The 15,600-nt window shown below is 69.6% G+C and carries 20 protein-coding genes and 1 pseudogene; 15 read left to right on the top strand and 6 right to left on the bottom strand.

The annotated features are described in order from the left end of the window. Positions 1–291: 291 nt before the first annotated feature. The 14 genes from MOV08_RS41800 to MOV08_RS41735 all read left to right on the top strand — a co-directional run bounded on the left by MOV08_RS41800 (position 292) and on the right by MOV08_RS41735 (position 12,923). The gene (locus MOV08_RS41800) at positions 292–651 is read left to right on the top strand and encodes a zinc ribbon domain-containing protein YjdM (RefSeq protein WP_275311407.1); all 360 of its coding nucleotides are present in this window, start codon (positions 292–294) and stop codon (positions 649–651) included. Between the two features lie 225 nt (positions 652–876). Further along, entirely contained in the window at positions 877–1,218 is a 342-nt protein-coding gene (locus tag MOV08_RS41795; RefSeq protein WP_039639463.1) for an ArsR/SmtB family transcription factor, read from the top strand. Beyond that, entirely contained in the window at positions 1,215–2,939 is a 1,725-nt protein-coding gene (locus MOV08_RS41790) for a SulP family inorganic anion transporter (protein WP_275311406.1), read from the top strand. Before MOV08_RS41795 ends, MOV08_RS41790 begins: the two co-directional genes overlap by 4 nt. Next, positions 2,936–3,343, top strand: coding sequence for a pyridoxamine 5'-phosphate oxidase family protein (locus MOV08_RS41785; protein ID WP_275311405.1), 408 nt, complete (start codon positions 2,936–2,938; stop codon positions 3,341–3,343). The genes MOV08_RS41790 and MOV08_RS41785 overlap by 4 nt, the downstream gene beginning before the upstream one ends. Beyond that, the gene (locus MOV08_RS41780) at positions 3,343–3,777 is read left to right on the top strand and encodes an ATP-binding protein (protein ID WP_275311404.1); all 435 of its coding nucleotides are present in this window, start codon (positions 3,343–3,345) and stop codon (positions 3,775–3,777) included. The genes MOV08_RS41785 and MOV08_RS41780 overlap by 1 nt, the downstream gene beginning before the upstream one ends. Before the next feature lie 30 nt (positions 3,778–3,807). After that, positions 3,808–4,200: an STAS domain-containing protein gene (locus MOV08_RS41775; protein ID WP_039639459.1), complete on the top strand. Its 393-nt coding sequence runs from the start codon at positions 3,808–3,810 to the stop codon at positions 4,198–4,200. Between the two features lie 86 nt (positions 4,201–4,286). After that, entirely contained in the window at positions 4,287–4,490 is a 204-nt protein-coding gene (locus tag MOV08_RS41770) for a YunG family protein (protein WP_052287256.1), read from the top strand. A 599-nt stretch (positions 4,491–5,089) separates the two neighbouring features. Continuing rightward, positions 5,090–5,437 (top strand): ArsR/SmtB family transcription factor, encoded by a 348-nt coding sequence (locus MOV08_RS41765; protein WP_275311403.1) that lies wholly within the window; start codon positions 5,090–5,092, stop codon positions 5,435–5,437. 227 nt (positions 5,438–5,664) lie between these two features. Next, a complete protein-coding gene (locus tag MOV08_RS41760; RefSeq protein WP_039639457.1) occupies positions 5,665–6,147 on the top strand; it encodes an NADH-quinone oxidoreductase subunit B family protein in 483 nt (160 codons plus the stop codon). Positions 6,148–6,149: 2 nt separating this feature from the next. Beyond that, entirely contained in the window at positions 6,150–8,180 is a 2,031-nt protein-coding gene (locus MOV08_RS41755; protein WP_275312041.1) for a proton-conducting transporter transmembrane domain-containing protein, read from the top strand. An 8-nt stretch (positions 8,181–8,188) separates the two neighbouring features. After that, positions 8,189–9,133, top strand: a complete 945-nt coding sequence (locus tag MOV08_RS41750) for a respiratory chain complex I subunit 1 family protein (RefSeq protein ID WP_039639455.1) — start codon at positions 8,189–8,191, stop codon at positions 9,131–9,133. Next, positions 9,133–9,813, top strand: a complete 681-nt coding sequence (locus tag MOV08_RS41745; protein ID WP_275311402.1) for a hypothetical protein — start codon at positions 9,133–9,135, stop codon at positions 9,811–9,813. Before MOV08_RS41750 ends, MOV08_RS41745 begins: the two co-directional genes overlap by 1 nt. After that, positions 9,813–11,441, top strand: a complete 1,629-nt coding sequence (locus MOV08_RS41740; protein WP_275311401.1) for a proton-conducting transporter transmembrane domain-containing protein — start codon at positions 9,813–9,815, stop codon at positions 11,439–11,441. Before MOV08_RS41745 ends, MOV08_RS41740 begins: the two co-directional genes overlap by 1 nt. Before the next feature lie 3 nt (positions 11,442–11,444). Further along, positions 11,445–12,923, top strand: coding sequence for a hydrogenase large subunit (locus MOV08_RS41735; protein ID WP_275311400.1), 1,479 nt, complete (start codon positions 11,445–11,447; stop codon positions 12,921–12,923). Positions 12,924–12,927: 4 nt separating this feature from the next. Here the strand turns inward: MOV08_RS41735 and MOV08_RS41730 are convergent, their stop codons facing one another. From MOV08_RS41730 to MOV08_RS41710, 5 genes are all read right to left on the bottom strand, one after another. Further along, positions 12,928–13,362, bottom strand: coding sequence for a pyridoxamine 5'-phosphate oxidase family protein (locus MOV08_RS41730; RefSeq protein ID WP_275311399.1), 435 nt, complete (start codon positions 13,360–13,362; stop codon positions 12,928–12,930). Next, the gene (locus MOV08_RS41725) at positions 13,359–13,673 is read right to left on the bottom strand and encodes a hypothetical protein (protein WP_275311398.1); all 315 of its coding nucleotides are present in this window, start codon (positions 13,671–13,673) and stop codon (positions 13,359–13,361) included. The genes MOV08_RS41730 and MOV08_RS41725 overlap by 4 nt, the downstream gene beginning before the upstream one ends. 94 nt (positions 13,674–13,767) lie before the next feature. Further along, positions 13,768–14,244, bottom strand: coding sequence for an ATP-binding protein (locus MOV08_RS41720; RefSeq protein WP_275311397.1), 477 nt, complete (start codon positions 14,242–14,244; stop codon positions 13,768–13,770). A gap of 47 nt (positions 14,245–14,291) precedes the next feature. After that, positions 14,292–14,630, bottom strand: coding sequence for an ArsR/SmtB family transcription factor (locus MOV08_RS41715; protein WP_275312040.1), 339 nt, complete (start codon positions 14,628–14,630; stop codon positions 14,292–14,294). A 5-nt stretch (positions 14,631–14,635) separates the two neighbouring features. Further along, positions 14,636–14,842 carry a hypothetical protein gene (locus tag MOV08_RS41710; RefSeq protein WP_275311396.1) on the bottom strand — a complete coding sequence of 69 codons (207 nt, stop codon included), beginning with the start codon at positions 14,840–14,842 and terminating at the stop codon, positions 14,636–14,638. Between the two features lie 176 nt (positions 14,843–15,018). Here MOV08_RS41710 and MOV08_RS43900 point away from each other — a divergent pair. Further along, positions 15,019–15,120 (top strand): annotated as a pseudogene (locus tag MOV08_RS43900) (transposase); the annotation flags it as partial. A gap of 3 nt (positions 15,121–15,123) precedes the next feature. On the opposite strand, the gene MOV08_RS41705 reads toward MOV08_RS43900, so the two are convergent. Then, entirely contained in the window at positions 15,124–15,594 is a 471-nt protein-coding gene (locus MOV08_RS41705; RefSeq protein ID WP_039639449.1) for a GNAT family N-acetyltransferase, read from the bottom strand. Between the last annotated feature and the right edge of the window lie 6 nt (positions 15,595–15,600).

The following is a 15,600-nucleotide window of genomic DNA, read 5'->3' as shown; positions in this document are numbered from 1 at the left end:
CGATGTCCAGGGTCTGCTTGGCCCACCGGCCGCCGAACACGGTGAGGGGTCCTTTGCCGGGTTGCGGGTTGTCGCACACGGTCCGGGCCACGTGTTGCCGGGGCAGGGTCCGACTCGGCCTGACGCGGTGGGCTGTCAGGCGTTCTCGGCGGCGGGCGGGGTGACCCATTCGACGATCGGCATCGGGATGCGCCGTCTACCTATCGGGCGCGGGGCCCTCTCGATTTCTCGGCGCCAGCGCTGTGGTCTCGCCCGTCGGGAGGGGCCCTCGGGCCCGGATACGCTGGCGGGATGACCGAGAACATTCCTCCCTGTCCGAAGTGCTCGTGTGAGTACACCTATGAAATGAACGCCCTTGTCGTGTGCCCGGAGTGCGGCCATGAATGGGTTCCCGCGGAGAGCGGCGCGGAGGGCGGGGGCGCTCCCGGCGGGCAGGTCGTCAAGGACGCCGTCGGCAACGTGCTGCAGGACGGCGACACCGTGGTGGTCGTCAAGGCCCTCAAGGTCAAGGGGAGCCCCTCGGGGATCAAGGCCGGTACCAAGGTGCGCAACATTCGGCTGGTCGAGGGCGTCGCCGGCCACGACATCGACTGCAGGATCGAGGGCTTCGGAGCGATGCAGCTCAAGTCCAGCGTGGTGAAGAAAGCATGATCCGCGGCTAGTGGCGGGCGACCGCAGTGCGGTCACTGGTCGACACGTCCCCCATCGCCCGGCTCGCGGTCCTGTCCGTGGAGCAATCGCCGGGGCGGCAATCGGATGCAGAATTGCAAAATTTCGCAATTCATTAGATGGTGTCCTGGCTGTGCCCGTAGGTAGCCGCGGGCACAGCCTTCTGTGTCTGTCCCGGGTGGGGCGCTGTCGGGGAAGCTGAGGGTCGTGTCCGTTCCGCTGTATCAGGCCAAGGCCGAGTTCTTTCGGATGCTGGGGCATCCGGTGCGTATACGCGTGTTGGAGCTGCTGCAGGACGGGCCGATGCCGGTGCGTGCTCTGCTGGCCGCCATCGAGGTCGAGCCCTCCAGTCTGTCGCAGCAGCTAGCGGTGTTGCGCCGTTCGGGCATCGTCACGTCCCAGCGCGAGGGGTCGACCGTCGTGTATGCGCTTGCGAGCGGGGATGTCGCCGAGCTGATGCGGGTGGCGCGCCGGATCCTGACCGAACTGTTGGTCGGGAAGAACGAGCTGCTGGCGGAGCTGCGGGAATCCGGGGTCTCCCCGCGATGAAGTGGTCACTGGGCAGGGTTCGAGGTCGGCTCATCGCGCTGTTGCCCGCTCGCGCTGATCTGGCGGAGATGTGCCGGGACCCGCGCCGGGATCTGCTGGCCGGCTTGACGGTGGCGATCGTCGCGTTGCCACTCGCGCTCGGTTTCGGTGTCTCCTCCGGGCTCGGTGCGCAGGCGGGGCTTGCGACTGCCGTGGTCGCGGGGGCGCTGGCGGCGGTGTTCGGTGGATCGAATCTGCAGGTGTCCGGGCCGACAGGTGCGATGACGGTGGTGCTGGTGCCGATCGTCGGCCAGCACGGGCCGACCGGTGTGCTGACCGTCGGGCTGATGGCGGGCGTGATGCTCGTTGCGCTGGCGGTGCTGAAGGCGGGCAAGTACATGCAGTACGTGCCCGCGCCGGTCGTGGAGGGGTTCACGCTCGGCATCGCGTGCGTGATCGGGCTGCAGCAGATCCCGAATGCCCTGGGCGTGTCCAAGCCGGAAGGCGACCGCGTGCTGGTGGTCACCTGGCGCGCTGTGGAGGAGTTCGTCAAGGCCCCGAACTGGACTGCGGTGGCGTTCGCCGGCGCGGTGGCCGCCGTCATGTTGATCGGGGGCCGGTGGCGGCCGACCGTCCCCTTTTCGATCCTCGCGGTGATCGCGGCCACCATCGTGGCGCAGCTCGTCGGCCTGGACGCGGCGAAGCCGATCGGCGACCTGCCGGCCGGGCTGCCTGCGCCTTCGCTCGCCTTCCTCGACCCCGGTGGGCTCGGCTCGCTGCTCGCGCCGGCGGTGGCGGTGGCGGCGCTGGCTGCCCTGGAGTCCCTGCTGTCGGCCTCGGTCGCCGACGGTATGACGGCGGGCCAGAAGCACGATGCGGACCGTGAACTCTTCGGCCAGGGCCTGGCCAACATCGCCGCACCGCTGTTCGGCGGTGTGCCGGCGACCGGTGCGATCGCGCGGACCGCGGTCAACGTCCGTTCCGGCGCAGGATCCCGGCTCGCCGCGTTCACCCACGCCGCGATTCTCGCTGCGATCGTCTTCGCGGCCGCGCCGCTTGTCTCCAAGATCCCGCTCGCCGCGCTCGCGGGTGTGCTGCTGGCCACCGCGATCCGCATGGTCGAGGTCGGCTCGCTCAAGGCGATGGCCAAGGCCACCCGCTCCGACGCGCTGATCCTCGTGCTGACCGCCCTGGCCACGCTCGCCTTCGATCTCGTCTACGCCGTGATCATCGGCCTGGTGGTCGCGGGCGCTCTCGCCCTGCGCGCGGTCGCCAAGCAAGCCCGCCTAGACCGGGTACCGCTCGATCGGCGTGACGACGATGCCGAGGAGCACGCGCTGCTCGCCGAGCACGTCGTCGCTTACCGCATCGACGGGCCGCTGTTCTTCGCCGCCGCCCACCGCTTCCTGCTGGAGCTGGCCGAGACCGCCGACGCCCGCGTCGTCATCCTGGGTATGTCCCGCGTGACCACCATCGATGCCACGGGCGCTCTCGTCCTCAAGGACGCGGTCGAGAAGCTGGGCCGGCGCGGCATCGTGGTGATGGCCTCCGGGATACGCCCCGGACAGCGCGCGGTCCTGGACTCGGTCGGCGCGCTGGAGCTGCTGTGCCTGGAAGGACGCGAGTACGCGACCACGCCGGAGGCGATCCAGGGCACCCGCACCTACCTGGAGTCCGTCGGCGTCCTGCTTCCCCTCCCCGCCCAGAAGTCCCGGATCAGCAGCGAGGAAACCGTCCGATGAGCACGCCCCCTGCAGCCCTGCGCATGGTCGAGGTATCCGGTGCCGAGGCACTGTGGCTGGTCGAAGGCAGCGCGCTGGGGCGGCTGGTGTACGCGCAGCGGGACCAGACCGTTGTACGCCCAGGGCGGCACACGTGGGAGTACGGCCGTCTGGTGGTGCGCACTCCCGCGCCGGCCGCCGCGGTCCCCGCGACGGCGACGTACCAGGTGGACGAGGTCCGTGCGGCGACCGGCACCGGCTGGAGCGTCACACTCGCCGGACCGGCGGAGGTGATCACCGACCCCGACGTGGCCGCCCACTACCGGCGCACGCTCACCGGCTGGAGTCACGGCCCGCACGACACCCTGCTGCGCATCCATCCCAAGACGGTGAACGGATTCCGTCTGGCCCGCGCGGAGGCGTGATGTACGGCCAGCTCGAAGCGCTGCCGCACCCGCACGCGCTGTCCGTGCTGAGCGCGCCGGCGCTGCCTTCCGCGGTCCGGCTGGCGCGCGAGACCGCCGAACAGGTCCTGTTCGAATGGCGCATCAGCGGCCACCATCCCAGTGTCGGGCCGGCTTTGCTGATACTGAGTGAACTGGTCACCAACAGCATCCGGCACGCTGCCGAGGTCTCTCCGCAGGTGACGGTGATCTACGCGGCCGCCGCGGACTGGCTGGCCTTCGCCGTCCATGACCGTCATCCGTACCAGCCGCGGCTGTACGACGCAGGGATCCGCACCGGGCGCGGCGGACTGGCCACCGTCATGGAACTCACCCACGACCTGTGCGGCACCGCCTTCGTACGTGCCGATACGGACGGCCAAGGCAAGGCCATCTGGATCTCCCTGCCCCTGTGAATCGGCGTTACCTGCAAGGAAGTTCACGACATGACCATCGAGTGGCACTACACCGCCAAGCAGAGCCTTGGCATCCTTTCCGTCGCGGGCTACCTGGGCAGGGAGGCCGCGCCTCGGCTCACCGGAGCGGTTGGTTGGGCGTTGGCCCGCGGCACCGGTCCGGTCGTCGTCGACCTCACCCAGCTGCGCGGCTGGTCCGCCGAGGGGCAGCTGGCCGTCACGGACGCCGCCCGCAGGCTCGCCGACAACGGCCGGAGCCTGGAACTGGCCGCGATCCCGGCCGACGGCTCCCTCGTGCCCGGGGGCGACTGCCCGTCCGTTCGCGTGCACAGTGACTTGGCCGCTGCACTGGCCGCCCACGGGATGCGGCGCGAGGATGCCGAGGGGCTGCAGAAGTGGCGCACTGACGGGTGGCAGGGCTGAACCCCTGACGGCAACCGTCATGAGACCGGCCTGACTTCCGGGATCTGCGAGGTCAGTGGTGGTCGCCATGGTGTGAGCATGATTCCTTGGATCCTGCCCGAACTCGACAAGGCGCTGCGCGGCAGCTGGCCGCCGACATCTGCTCGCCCGACGACCAGGCCGACTGGCATCCGGACAACCCCGCTGGGGACCGTTACGACATCACCGTCTTGATCGTCAACGACGTCTTCGGCGGCGATCTCCTGGCCGGTGAGGTGCACCTCAACGGGAACCATCGCGGCTTCCGCTGACGGAACGGGCTGCCCAGTGGAGTGGAGAGCGACCCCACTGGCGAGCAGTTCCAGCGTGGCCAGGCCATCAGCGCCATGGGAGGTCAGGGTTCGACCGTCGCCGAGAGATGTCCTCTCCCCAGCGAGCCGAGCGCAACATGCCACCTTCACGTCCCGAGCCGGGTGCGGTCACAGGGACGGGGGTGCGGGTGTTAGCTGCGATCGGTACCCGTGGCGGGGGCGGTGCGTCGTCCACCGAAGGAGAGCTTCAGCATGCGGGTGTGCCCGCACCGGGGGCATTGGTCGTTCGGACCGACAGCGGTGGGACGGCATTTGAGGCGGCATGCGGGGCACTTCAGCCAGGCAACACCCAGTCCGCGCAGCGGGGTGATTCTCACGCAAGCCTCCCTCATGCAACATGTGGAATTGCTAATCTTAGCAATTGCTGAGTTCGTCACTGCTGGATTCGGGTGGCTCTCCGTTCTCGTGCGTGGATTCGGCGTGGCCGTTGCTGCGCGCGAGGATGGGGTCATGTTGTTGACGAGTGGATGGATGCGATGCGCCGAGGACCGGGACTGGCCGGTGCGACTGTGCTGCTGTGGCGGGGAGGTGGCGATGCGATGAGTACGCCGCTGTACCAACTGAAGGCGGAGTTCTTCAAAACGCTGGGGCATCCGGCGCGCATTCGGGTCCTGGAGCTGCTGAGCGAGCGTGAGCACGCAGTGGCGGAGATGCTGCCCGAGGTGGGGATCGAGCCGTCGCACCTGTCACAGCAGCTTGCGGTGTTGCGCCGGGCGAATCTGGTGACGACCCGCAAGGAGGGGGCGACCGTGTACTACTCCCTGACCACCCCGCAGGTGGCGGAACTGCTCAAGGTCGCACGGACCATCTTGTCCGGAGTGCTTGCCGGGCAGGCCGAGTTGCTTGCCGATCTGCGGGCGGCGCAGGCCGAGAGCCCGCCGCCGTAGCAGCGGCCCTGGACCGGCGGCCGTCTCCTCGCAGGATGGACAGCGCACTGACAGCGGGAGGCGGCCGCCTTCGCCCCGCGGGCCCGTGGCCCCTGGGGCACATGCTCGCCCGGCAAGACGACGCAAAGTCCGGCAAAGCATGGGGAAAGTGGCGTAACTGCTGCTTCAGGAAGATGCGTTAGTCACCCGCAGAAGCAAGTCCTCACCAGTGATCGGGAGGGACGTTCATGAGTCTGCTGCGCAAGATCCGTGACACCGGGCGGGTGGCCGAGCCCGCTCCGCCCAGACCGGAGGGCGAGCGTCCGCCCGCGGCACAGGAGTTGGGTGGTTCGGTGCAGGTGCGCTGTGTGGACGCGGGTTCCTGCAACGGCTGCGAGATCGAGATCGCGGCGGCCTTTAATCCGGTGTATGACGCCGAGCGGTACGGGGCCCGGCTGGTGGCTTCGCCCCGGCACGCGGATGTGGCGCTGGTGACCGGGCCGGTGACGCGGAATATGGCCGAGCCGTTGCGTCGGACGGTCGCGGCGATGCCCGAGCCTCGACTGGTGGTCGCCGTCGGGGACTGCGCGATCAACTGCGGCGAGTTCACAGGTGGTTACGGCGTCGAGGGTGCCGTCGCGGATGTCGTACCGGTGGATCTGGCGGTGCCCGGGTGCCCGCCGGAGCCGCAGGAGATCGTGGCGGCACTGCGGAGGGTGACCGGGCGGTGAGCATGGTGCCGGCCGCCCTGACGACGGCCTCCGTGTCCGGCGTGGCGGGCATGCTGGCCGGGCTGGCCCTGCCACCGCGGATGCGCGGCTGGGCGGTGGGGGCGTTGACGGCGGGTGTGGGGGTGGCCGGTGGTGCATCGGGTGTGGCTGCACTGGGCGGAAGCCGCTGGTCGGCCCGGCTACCGGGGCTGCTGCCGCTGGCTGGTGTGCATCTGGCGGCGGACGCACTGTCCGGGCTGTTCATGGCCGTGGCCGGTGCGGTGGTGGTGGCGGTAGCGGTCTACGGCGCCGGCTACGTGGCCGGGCACGGCTCACACGGATTCGGCTCGCGAGGGGCCCAAGCGGTGCTGCCGCTGTTCGCGCTGAGCCTGGTGCTGGTGCCCGCAGCGGCCTCGGTGTCGACGTTCGTGCTGTTGTGGGAGCTGATGGCGCTGGCTTCTTTGTTGCTTGTCCTGGCGGAGCACCGTGGCCGGGCCGCGGTGCGAGGGGCGGCGGTCTGGTACGCAGTGATGACGCAGCTGGGCCTCGTTCTGCTACTGGCCGGCCTCATGGTGTACGCGGCTGGGGCTGGGGGCGAGACGTTTACGGCTCTGCGGTCGGGCACGGCGGCGATGTCGCCCACCGTGCGCGGGCTGGTCTTCGTGCTGACGGCGGTGGCGTTCACCTCCAAGGCGGGTCTGGTGCCGCTGCACGCCTGGCTGCCCCGGGCGCACCCTGAGGCGCCCAGCGCGGTTTCGGCGCTGATGAGTGCGGCGATGGTCAACCTCGGCGTCTACGGGTTGGTGCGGGTCGGGTTCGATCTGTTGGGCGGCGGGCCGGTGTGGTGGTGGCTGCTGGTGATGGCCATGGGCGGGGTGTCGGCGGTCTACGGGATTTTGCAAGCCGCGATGGCGTCGGATCTGAAGCGACTGCTGGCGTACTCGACCAGCGAGAACATGGGGCTCGTTGTCCTGGGGGTGGGGGCGGCCGGACTGTTCGCCCATGCGGGGAACGAGGCGCTGGCGGGGCTGGCGTTGGCGGCCGCGTTGCTGCACGTGGTCAACCACTCCGCGTTCAAGGCCCTGTTGTTCGGTGCGGCGGGGTCGGTGCTGCGGGCGACCGGGGTGCGGGACTTGGACGCGCTGGGCGGGCTGCGGGCCCGGATGCCCGTCACCGCGGGGCTGTTCGCGGTCGGTGCCTTGGGGGCGGTGGTGCTGCCGCCGGGCAACGGCTTCATCAGCGAATGGCTGCTGCTGCAGTCGATGATCCACGGGCTGGCCGTGCCCGGGGTGACGATGGCCATCGTCCTGCCGCTCGCGGTGGCGGTGATCGCGTTGTCGGCGGGGCTGGCGGCTGCGGTGTTCGTCAAGGCCCTCGGAGTGGGGTTCTTCGCCCGACCGCGCGGTGAACAGGCCGCCGCGGCCAAGGAGTCGCCACCGCCGATGCTGATCGGGATGGGGCTGCTCGCGGCCCTGTGCGCCGCGTTGGCCCTGGTGCCAGGGCTTTTGGGCGAGGGCCTGGACCGGGCGGTGGAAGCGGCCGGATATGCCGGGACCCAACCGGTCTCCGGCGGTGGGCTGCGGGTGCGTCTGGACGAGGTGTCTGCTGTGTTCTCCCCGCTATGGGTGGTCGGGGCCCTCGTGGTCGCGCTCGGCGCGGTCGTGGCGACGGTCCGGTGGGCGGGGCGGCACAGGCAGCGGCGTGTGCGGGCGAGGCTGTGGGATTGCGGGGGCGGCGCGCCTACTGCGCGGATGGCCTATACGGCCACCTCGTTCGCCGAGCCGTTGCAGCGGGTCTTCGACGACGTGCTCGCTCCGGAGCAGGACGTGGACGTCACGCATGCGCGCGAGTCGGTGTATCTGGTGGAGTGGGTGAAGTTCCGCAACCGGGTGCCGGACCGGATCGAGCACCGCCTGTACCGGCCGGTCCTTGAACTTCTGGCCGCTGCTGGGCGGTCGGCGCGGCGGCTGGCGGGCGGCAGTGTGCACGTCTACCTCGGCTACGGCTTCTTTGGTCTGGTGGCCCTGCTACTCGTACTGGTGGTGGGCTGGTGAAAGTATCCATGGGGTACGTGGCAGTCGCGGTGCAACTGGTTGCGGTGGTAGCCGGGGCGCCGTTGCTGACGGGACTGATGCGGCAGACCCGGGCCCGCCTGGAGGGGCGGGCCGGAGCCGGGGTACTCCAACCGTGGCGGGACGTGCGCAAGCTGTGCCGCAAGGAGGCGATCACCCCGGTCGGGACGGGTCCCGCTTTCCGTTGGGCGCCGTTGCTGCTGGTCGCCACCTCGCTCGTGCTCGCCGTGTTGGTTCCGCTGGTGTCCACGGACACTCCGGTCAGCATCCGGGCGGATCTGATCGTGGTGGTGGCGCTGCTGGCTCTGGGCACACTCGCGCTGGCGTTGGCCGGATTGGACACCGGCACCGCGTTCGGCGGTATGGGTGCCTCCCGTGAGATGACCATTGCCGCGCTGGTGGAACCAACCATCCTGATGGCGGTGTTCGCCCTGTCGATACCGGCCGGGTCGACGAACTTGCCGATCATCGTCGCAGGAGCGGTCGACCAGCCCGCTCGGCTGGGCTCCCCGGCCGGGCTCCTGGCCATCGCCGCGCTCGCGGTCGCGGTGCTGGCCGAGACAGGGCGGCTACCGGTGGACAACCCCTCGACCCACCTGGAGCTGACCATGGTCCACGAGGCGATGGTCCTCGAATACGCTGGCCCCGACCTGGCCCTGGTCGAGTTCGGCGCGCAGCTGCGACTGACCGTGCTGCTAGGGCTGCTGACCTCGCTGTTCGCCCCGTGGGGCATTGCCACCACCCCCTCCCTGGCGGCAGTACTGCTCGCTGCGCTGGTGATGGTGCTCAAGGTCACCGTGCTGGGAACGGTACTGGCGGCGGCCGAGGTGTTCTGGGCCAAGCTCCGGCTCTTCCGTGTCCCCGAACTCCTGGCCGGATCCTTCCTGCTGGCTGTACTCGCGGTGACCTCTTCGTACTTCCTGGGCGGAGAATGATGAGCCAGAGCCCGTTCACCCAACTGCTCGATCTCGCCTGCGGGGCGTTCCTGCTGGCGGCCGTGGTCGTGCTGTGGCGGCGCGAACTCACCGCGATCGTACGGCTCTTCGCCCTGCAAGGCATCGCCCTCGCGGCGATCGCTCTGCTGCTCGGGCTGCGCGAGGATCGCTGGAACCTGATCGTGGTAGCCGCCGGGATCGGGGCGCTGAGGGCCGCTTTGCTGCCGTATCTGATCCGGCGGGCGCTCAATGCGTTGGTCGCCGGCCGCGGAGAGAGCGAGGAGGTGCGCGAGACGCAGCCGCTGGTGAACGTGGCGGCCTCGCTGCTGACCGCGGCCGCGCTCACGCTGCTCGCCTACGCCGTGGCCCGGCCGCTGGTCGAGCTCGACCCCACCCCCGCCACCCGTGCGCTGCCGGTCGGCCTGGCCGTGGTGCTGATCGGCTTCTTCGTGCTGGTGACCCGGCGCCGGGCACTCGCCCAGGTGGTCGGATTCCTGCTCCTGGACAACGGCATCACCGCAACTGCCTTCCTGGCCGCCTCCGGTGTACCGCTGATCGTCGAACTCGGCGTCTCCTTCGACGTGTTGCTTGCCGTACTCGTCCTCCAACTTCTCACCGTCCGGGTGCGGGAGGCGTTCGGCACCACCGACATCGACGACCTGCGGGAGCTGCACGACTGATGTTGCGCCTTCTACAAGAGCCCGCCACCACCGTGCTGCTGCTCACCGCGCCCATCGCCGTGCCCGCGGTGGTAGCCGCTGGGTACGCGCTCACCGGCCTCGTCACGGAGGGAACGCCTCATACAGGGCAGGGGGGAGACGCCCCCGCGCCCGGAGAGCAGTCGGCTGCATTCCCCGCGCGCCGGAGCCAGGTGGGAGACTGGGCCGGCCTGGCCTCTCCGGTGGTGATCGTCACCTGCGCTGCACTGCTGGCCGCACAGGTCAGGCACGGCCCAGCCGTGATCGCATACTCCGGCCTGCTCCGCGCGGACGCGTTGACCGCGTGGATGCTGTTGGTGGTTGGCGCCGTCGCGCTCGTCGCCTGCGCTTCGGGGCCCGCCTTTCTGATGGGCGAGCGCGCCGCCCGGCAGGCCACCGACCGAACCGCGATGGGGGGCTCCTCTGCTCAAGCACGATCGAGCGCTTGGAGGAGCTACCACGCACTCATCCATGCCTTCCTCGCCGCGATGTGCCTGGCCGTGGTCACCGCGAACCTCGGGGTGCTGTGGGTGGCGATCGAGGCGACCACCATCGTCACTGCCTTCCTCGTCGGCCACCGCCGTACGCGTACCTCCGTGGAGGCCGCGTGGAAGTACGTGGTGATCTGCTCAGCCGGCATCGCGCTGGCCTTTCTGGGGACCGTGCTCGTCTACTACGCCGCCCGGCAGGCAGGTGTCGCGGAGGCGTGGGCGCTGGACTGGCCGACCCTGGTGGCCCGCGCCGACCGCCTCGATCCGGCCGTCACCCGGCTCGGCATCACCCTGGTCGTCCTCGGCTACGGCGCCAAAGCGGGCCTGGTACCACTCCATGCCTGGCTGCCCGACGCGCACAGCCAGGCCCCCGCCCCGGTCTCGGCGCTGATGTCGGGAGTCCTGCTGTCCGTCGCATTCGCCGCGATCCTGCGCTACCGGGTCATCGCGAACGCCGCCCTCGGCCCGGACTTCACCCGCGTGCTGCTGGCCGGAATCGCCCTGCTCACCCTCGCACTCGCCGCTGCCTTGCTGCTGGCCCAACGCGACTACAAGCGGATGCTGGCCTATTCGAGCATGGAGCACATGAGCCTGATCGCCCTGGCCACGGCCGTGGGCAGCCCGCTCGCCCTGACAGCCGCGCTGCTGCACATCGCCGGACACGGGCTCGCCAAGGCCACCGCCTTCTGCGCCTCCGGCCGGATCCTGCAGCTGCGCGAGACATCGAAGATCGGGCGAGTACACGGGCTGTTCGCCCAATCGCCCTGGCTCGGGGCAGTGTTCGGACTCGCGGTGGTGGCGCTGCTGGGCTTCCCACCCTTTAGTCTCTTCGCCTCCGAACTGGGCATCGCCCACGCCGGATTCGCCGCCGGCGCAGGCATCGGCTGGACCGTGGCCGCCGCCCTGCTGCTGGCCCTGACCGCCTTCGCCGCACTGGCCACCCGCACCGCTCACCTGCTGCTCGGCCCCTCCCCCGCCCGGGACACGGTCGTCGAAGAGAGCCCGTCCTCGCTGTGGCCCCTGGCTCTCGGCCTTACCGCCTGCGCCGCACTCGGCATCGCCACCGGCCCGCTCGGTCACCTGCTCTCCCAGGCCGCCGCCGTCCTTGAAAGGCAGTGATCGATGCGCACCGCCCATGACATCCACGCCGCCGAACTACCCAAACGAGCCGAGGAGATGCTGCGCGAGGGTCATCGACTGGCCCTGGTCGCCGCCCACCACGACGAGGACACCGTGCGCCTCGTCTACCTCTTCGTCTCCGGTCCGCCCGACACCCGCATCGAGCTGCACGTGCGCCTCGATCCCGCCCAGCCAGAGGTGCCCAGCCTGGCCCATCTTTCCTTCCCTGCCGGCCGGTTCGAACGTGAGATGCGCGACCTGCACGGCGTCGTGCCTGTCCACCACCCACTGCCCCGCCGCCTGGTCCGCCACTTCCACTGGCCCAAGGGCTGGTACCCCATGCACCCCGAGGCCGGGGCCCCGCCCGCCTTCGCCGAACAGGAAGGGCCCTACCCCTTCCTGGAAGTCACCGGCGACGGCGTCTACGAGATCCCCGTCGGCCCGGTGCACGCCGGCCTCATCGAACCCGGCCACTTCCGCTTCTCCGTCGTCGGCGAGACCATCCTCAAACTCAAGGCCCGCCTCTGGTTCGTTCACAAAGGCATCGAAAGACTCTTCCAGGGCCGCAGCATCGCCGCCGGGCTGCCGCTGGCCGAACGCATCAGCGGCGATACCGCCGTCGGCCACGCCCTCGCCTACTGCCTCGCCGTCGAGGAGGCCACCGGCACAACCGTCCCCGAGCAGGCCCAGTGCGCCCGCGCCCTCCTGCTCGAACTCGAACGCCTCCACAACCACGTCGCCGACCTCGGCATGCTCTGCAACGACGTCGGATACGGCATCCTCAACGCCCACGCCCAACGCGTACGCGAACAACTCCTTCGCCTCAACAGGGAGATCACCGGACACCGTCTGCTGCGCGGCGGCGTAGTACTCGGCGGCAGCACACTGCGCACCTTGCCCAGCCCCGACCGGATGGACGCCATCGGTGACGACATCCGCGAAATCGTCAGGCTGGCGCTCAGTCACTCCACCGTCCACGACCGCTTCGCCGGCACCGCCGTCCTGCACACCGGCGCCGCACGCGACATCGGCTGCCTCGGCTACGTCGCCCGAGCCAGCGGCCTACCCCTGGACGCCCGGATCGCCCACCCCTTCACCCCGCACGGCCGCCCCACCAACGTCCCCGTCCACACCAGCGGCGACGTCCTGGCCCGCTTCCTGGTCCGCGCCGAAGAGATCGACGCCTCCCTCACGCTGATCCGGCAACTCACAGACAACGTCGCCACCGGCGCGGTTCTCACACCGCCCGCGGTGCCCAGCGAAAACGCCTTCACCGGTGTCGGCCTCGTCGAAGGCTGGCGCGGCACCATCACCACCCGTGTCGAACTCGCCGACGACGGCACCCTCAAGCGGGTCAAGCCCGTCGACCCGTCGTTCTTCAACTGGCCCGCCCTGCCGGTCGCCCTCAACGACACGATCGTCCCGGACTTCCCTCTGACCAACAAGAGCTTCAATCTCTCCTACGCCGGCAACGACCTGTGACCGCTCACGAACCCGCCTCCCCGCGCACCAGCCGGAACCCGGTCACGATGTCGGTCCGGATCCGCACCACATGCTCCATCTCGGTATCCGCCCAAGGCGTCAGCACGGCCCGATAGTGGGCGAGCTCGACCGGATCCACAACGCGGCTCGCGGTGCCGGTGACCACCACACTCCAGCCGGTCCCGGTCACCGGATCGAGGTCGTCGGCCTCATAGGCCACCACCTCGCCCATCGCCGCGCGGCCGAGCAACGCAGCACCGGTATGCGTACGGATGACGACATCGCCGCCGTCCTCCACGAGATGGTTGACCGGGCGGATCGCGGGCAAAGCCTGGTAGGAGAACACCACCCGCCCCAGCGGCGCCTGCGCCAGCAGCTGCAGTGCCTCACCCCGACTCAGCTCGACCGGGCGAGAACGAGACGATGTCCGGGCCGTCATGACGACTCCTCTCCGGTCATCGACACACGCTCGGCTCCGTCGGGCCACAGCACCTCGACGTCAATCCCGCAGCTGCGGGCATAGGCCACCAAGTGGGCAGTGGTGTCACGGCCGTTGGACACCGTGCCATCCCACACCGCCAGCACCCGGGCGCACCCCCGCAGCAGCCGTTTGTCAGCGCGTACACACGCATCCCAGTCGGCCGGGTCGTACTCCAACAGCCGCACCTGCTGGGACAGCAGCAGCAATTCCCCGGCCGCGAGGCGGTCCCGCTCCCGCAGCAGCGCGGGAACCCGGTTCAGCGTGGGCACCACTGTCACCAACGCCAGGCCAGCCTTCTGCGCCGCTCGCCCGAGGATTTCGCTTCGCTCCGCTTGCCCGCCGGCGGGTCGGTCGCCTGATCATTCACCGAGTTTCCTCCCTGCTTCCTGTGATCTCCGCGTTCCTGTGCGGGTAGGGCCATGACGAAGGCATACGGAACCGGACGAGGATCACCTTGCCGTCTTGGCCCGCGGCCGGTTCCGCGCTGAGATCGCCGTCGTATTCCGCGGCCAGCTCGGCCACCAGCTGCAGTCCCGCCCCCAGCGCGTCCGGTTCGAGGTCGGGCAGGCGTGGCTCTGCGTCCGCGACGCTGACGATCAGACGCCCTGACCCGACACCTATCCCCACGTCGGCCACCGGTGAGCGCGATGCGTGGCGCAGCACGTTCACGACCAGCTCGCTGACCACCAACAGCACCGCGTCGGCGAACGCGGAGCCCGTCACGACGCCGACCTCGGGCAAGAGCTTGGCCACTGCCTTACGGGCTCGCGTCACCGTCTCCGGACCGACCGGCACCGAGACAACGTGACGCTGCACCGGGCGCGGCACATGCTCCACCACCGCTGCAGGCTCGCCCCTGCGCCAGGGCCACAACCAGCGGCCGCGCCTCACTGTGCCGGTTCCGTGGCGCGCGGCCCGTCCAGCACGTCCTGCCGAACCACCAGCAGATCGGACAAGATCCGACGCGCCGCCGCTAGCAACTCAGCCACGTCACCACCCGCCAGCTCGTACACCACCGTAGACCCGGTGCGGGACGCGGTGACAATGCCGGAGCGGCGCAGCACCGCCAACTGCTGCGCCAGGTTCGACGGCTCGATCTCCACCGCGGCCAGCAGGTCGCGCACCGGCTTCGGGCCATCCTGCAGCAGCTCCAACACCCGGATCCGCACCGGGTGCCCGAGCATGCGGAAGAACTCCGCCTTCGCCTCATACAGCGGGACCGGCATCCCGATCATCCCTCGTCCGCTCCTGCCGCCTCGGTGTCGAACCCGTGCTCGCGGGCCAGCCGCTCCGCATCGTCCAGCTCACCCAGCGCCACCGTGACGGCATACACATCGTCGGCCTTCCGGGCAGCCACCAGGTCCGCTCGGGCCTTCCGGACACGCTCCAGCAGCGCCTCGACGAACTCACTCACCCCGACCTCCGAACTCTGCACCATCTATAAATCAACGAAATTAACCAATTGAAGAACTCTTCAATTGTAGGCCGTCGAAGGTGCTCCTCCTCACCCTGGGGCATCCCCCTCACCGGAGGTCGTCAGGCCGCTCCAGTGGCCGCGGGCATGTCCGGTTCTGAGGAGGGGAACGCTGCCGCAATGCGGCGGTCCCACCCGACGAGGCCCAGTTCCCAGCCCTGCGCTACTTCACCCCTGACGGCACGGACCACGCCGACGACCGACGCCTACGCGCCCTCGTCGAGCGAGCGAACGTTGCCTGAACCTCAGCTGAGTCGCTTGCGCATTTTGACTGAGGTCGTCTCGTAGCCAAGCGACTCGTAAAGGCCGCGCGCACCCGTGTTGAACCCAAAGACGCTGAGACCAAGGGTATGAGCGCCCTGCGCCCGGGCATATTCCTCACCGAGGGTCATAGCCATGCGCCCGAAGCCCCGACCCCGCTTGTCGGCGTCGATCACGATGTCCCAGATCCACCAGGCACCGGCGTCGTCGCTCGTGTCTGGCCCGATCCAGAGGTAGCCGACGGCTACCCCGGCGTCATCGACCACGTCGAAGACCACGTGCCCCGAGCCCGGTGCACCGGAGGGAAAAGAGCGGGCCATGCTTTCGTTCGCATGCCGGTGAGCATCCTCGGGCGTCTGCCCGGCAGCAACAAGATCTTTGGCGTACTCGGCTCGACTGCGCTCAAGCCAGGCAGGGAAGAGCCGGGCGTCCAAGTGGCGGAGGGTTACAGACATCGGATC

The sequence above is a fragment of the Streptomyces yunnanensis genome (assembly GCF_029011865.1).
GTDB classification, from domain to species: Bacteria; Actinomycetota; Actinomycetes; order Streptomycetales; family Streptomycetaceae; genus Streptomyces; species Streptomyces yunnanensis.
The sequence above is the reverse complement of the archived record's forward strand: the minus strand, read 5'-3'. Positions and strand labels throughout refer to the sequence as shown.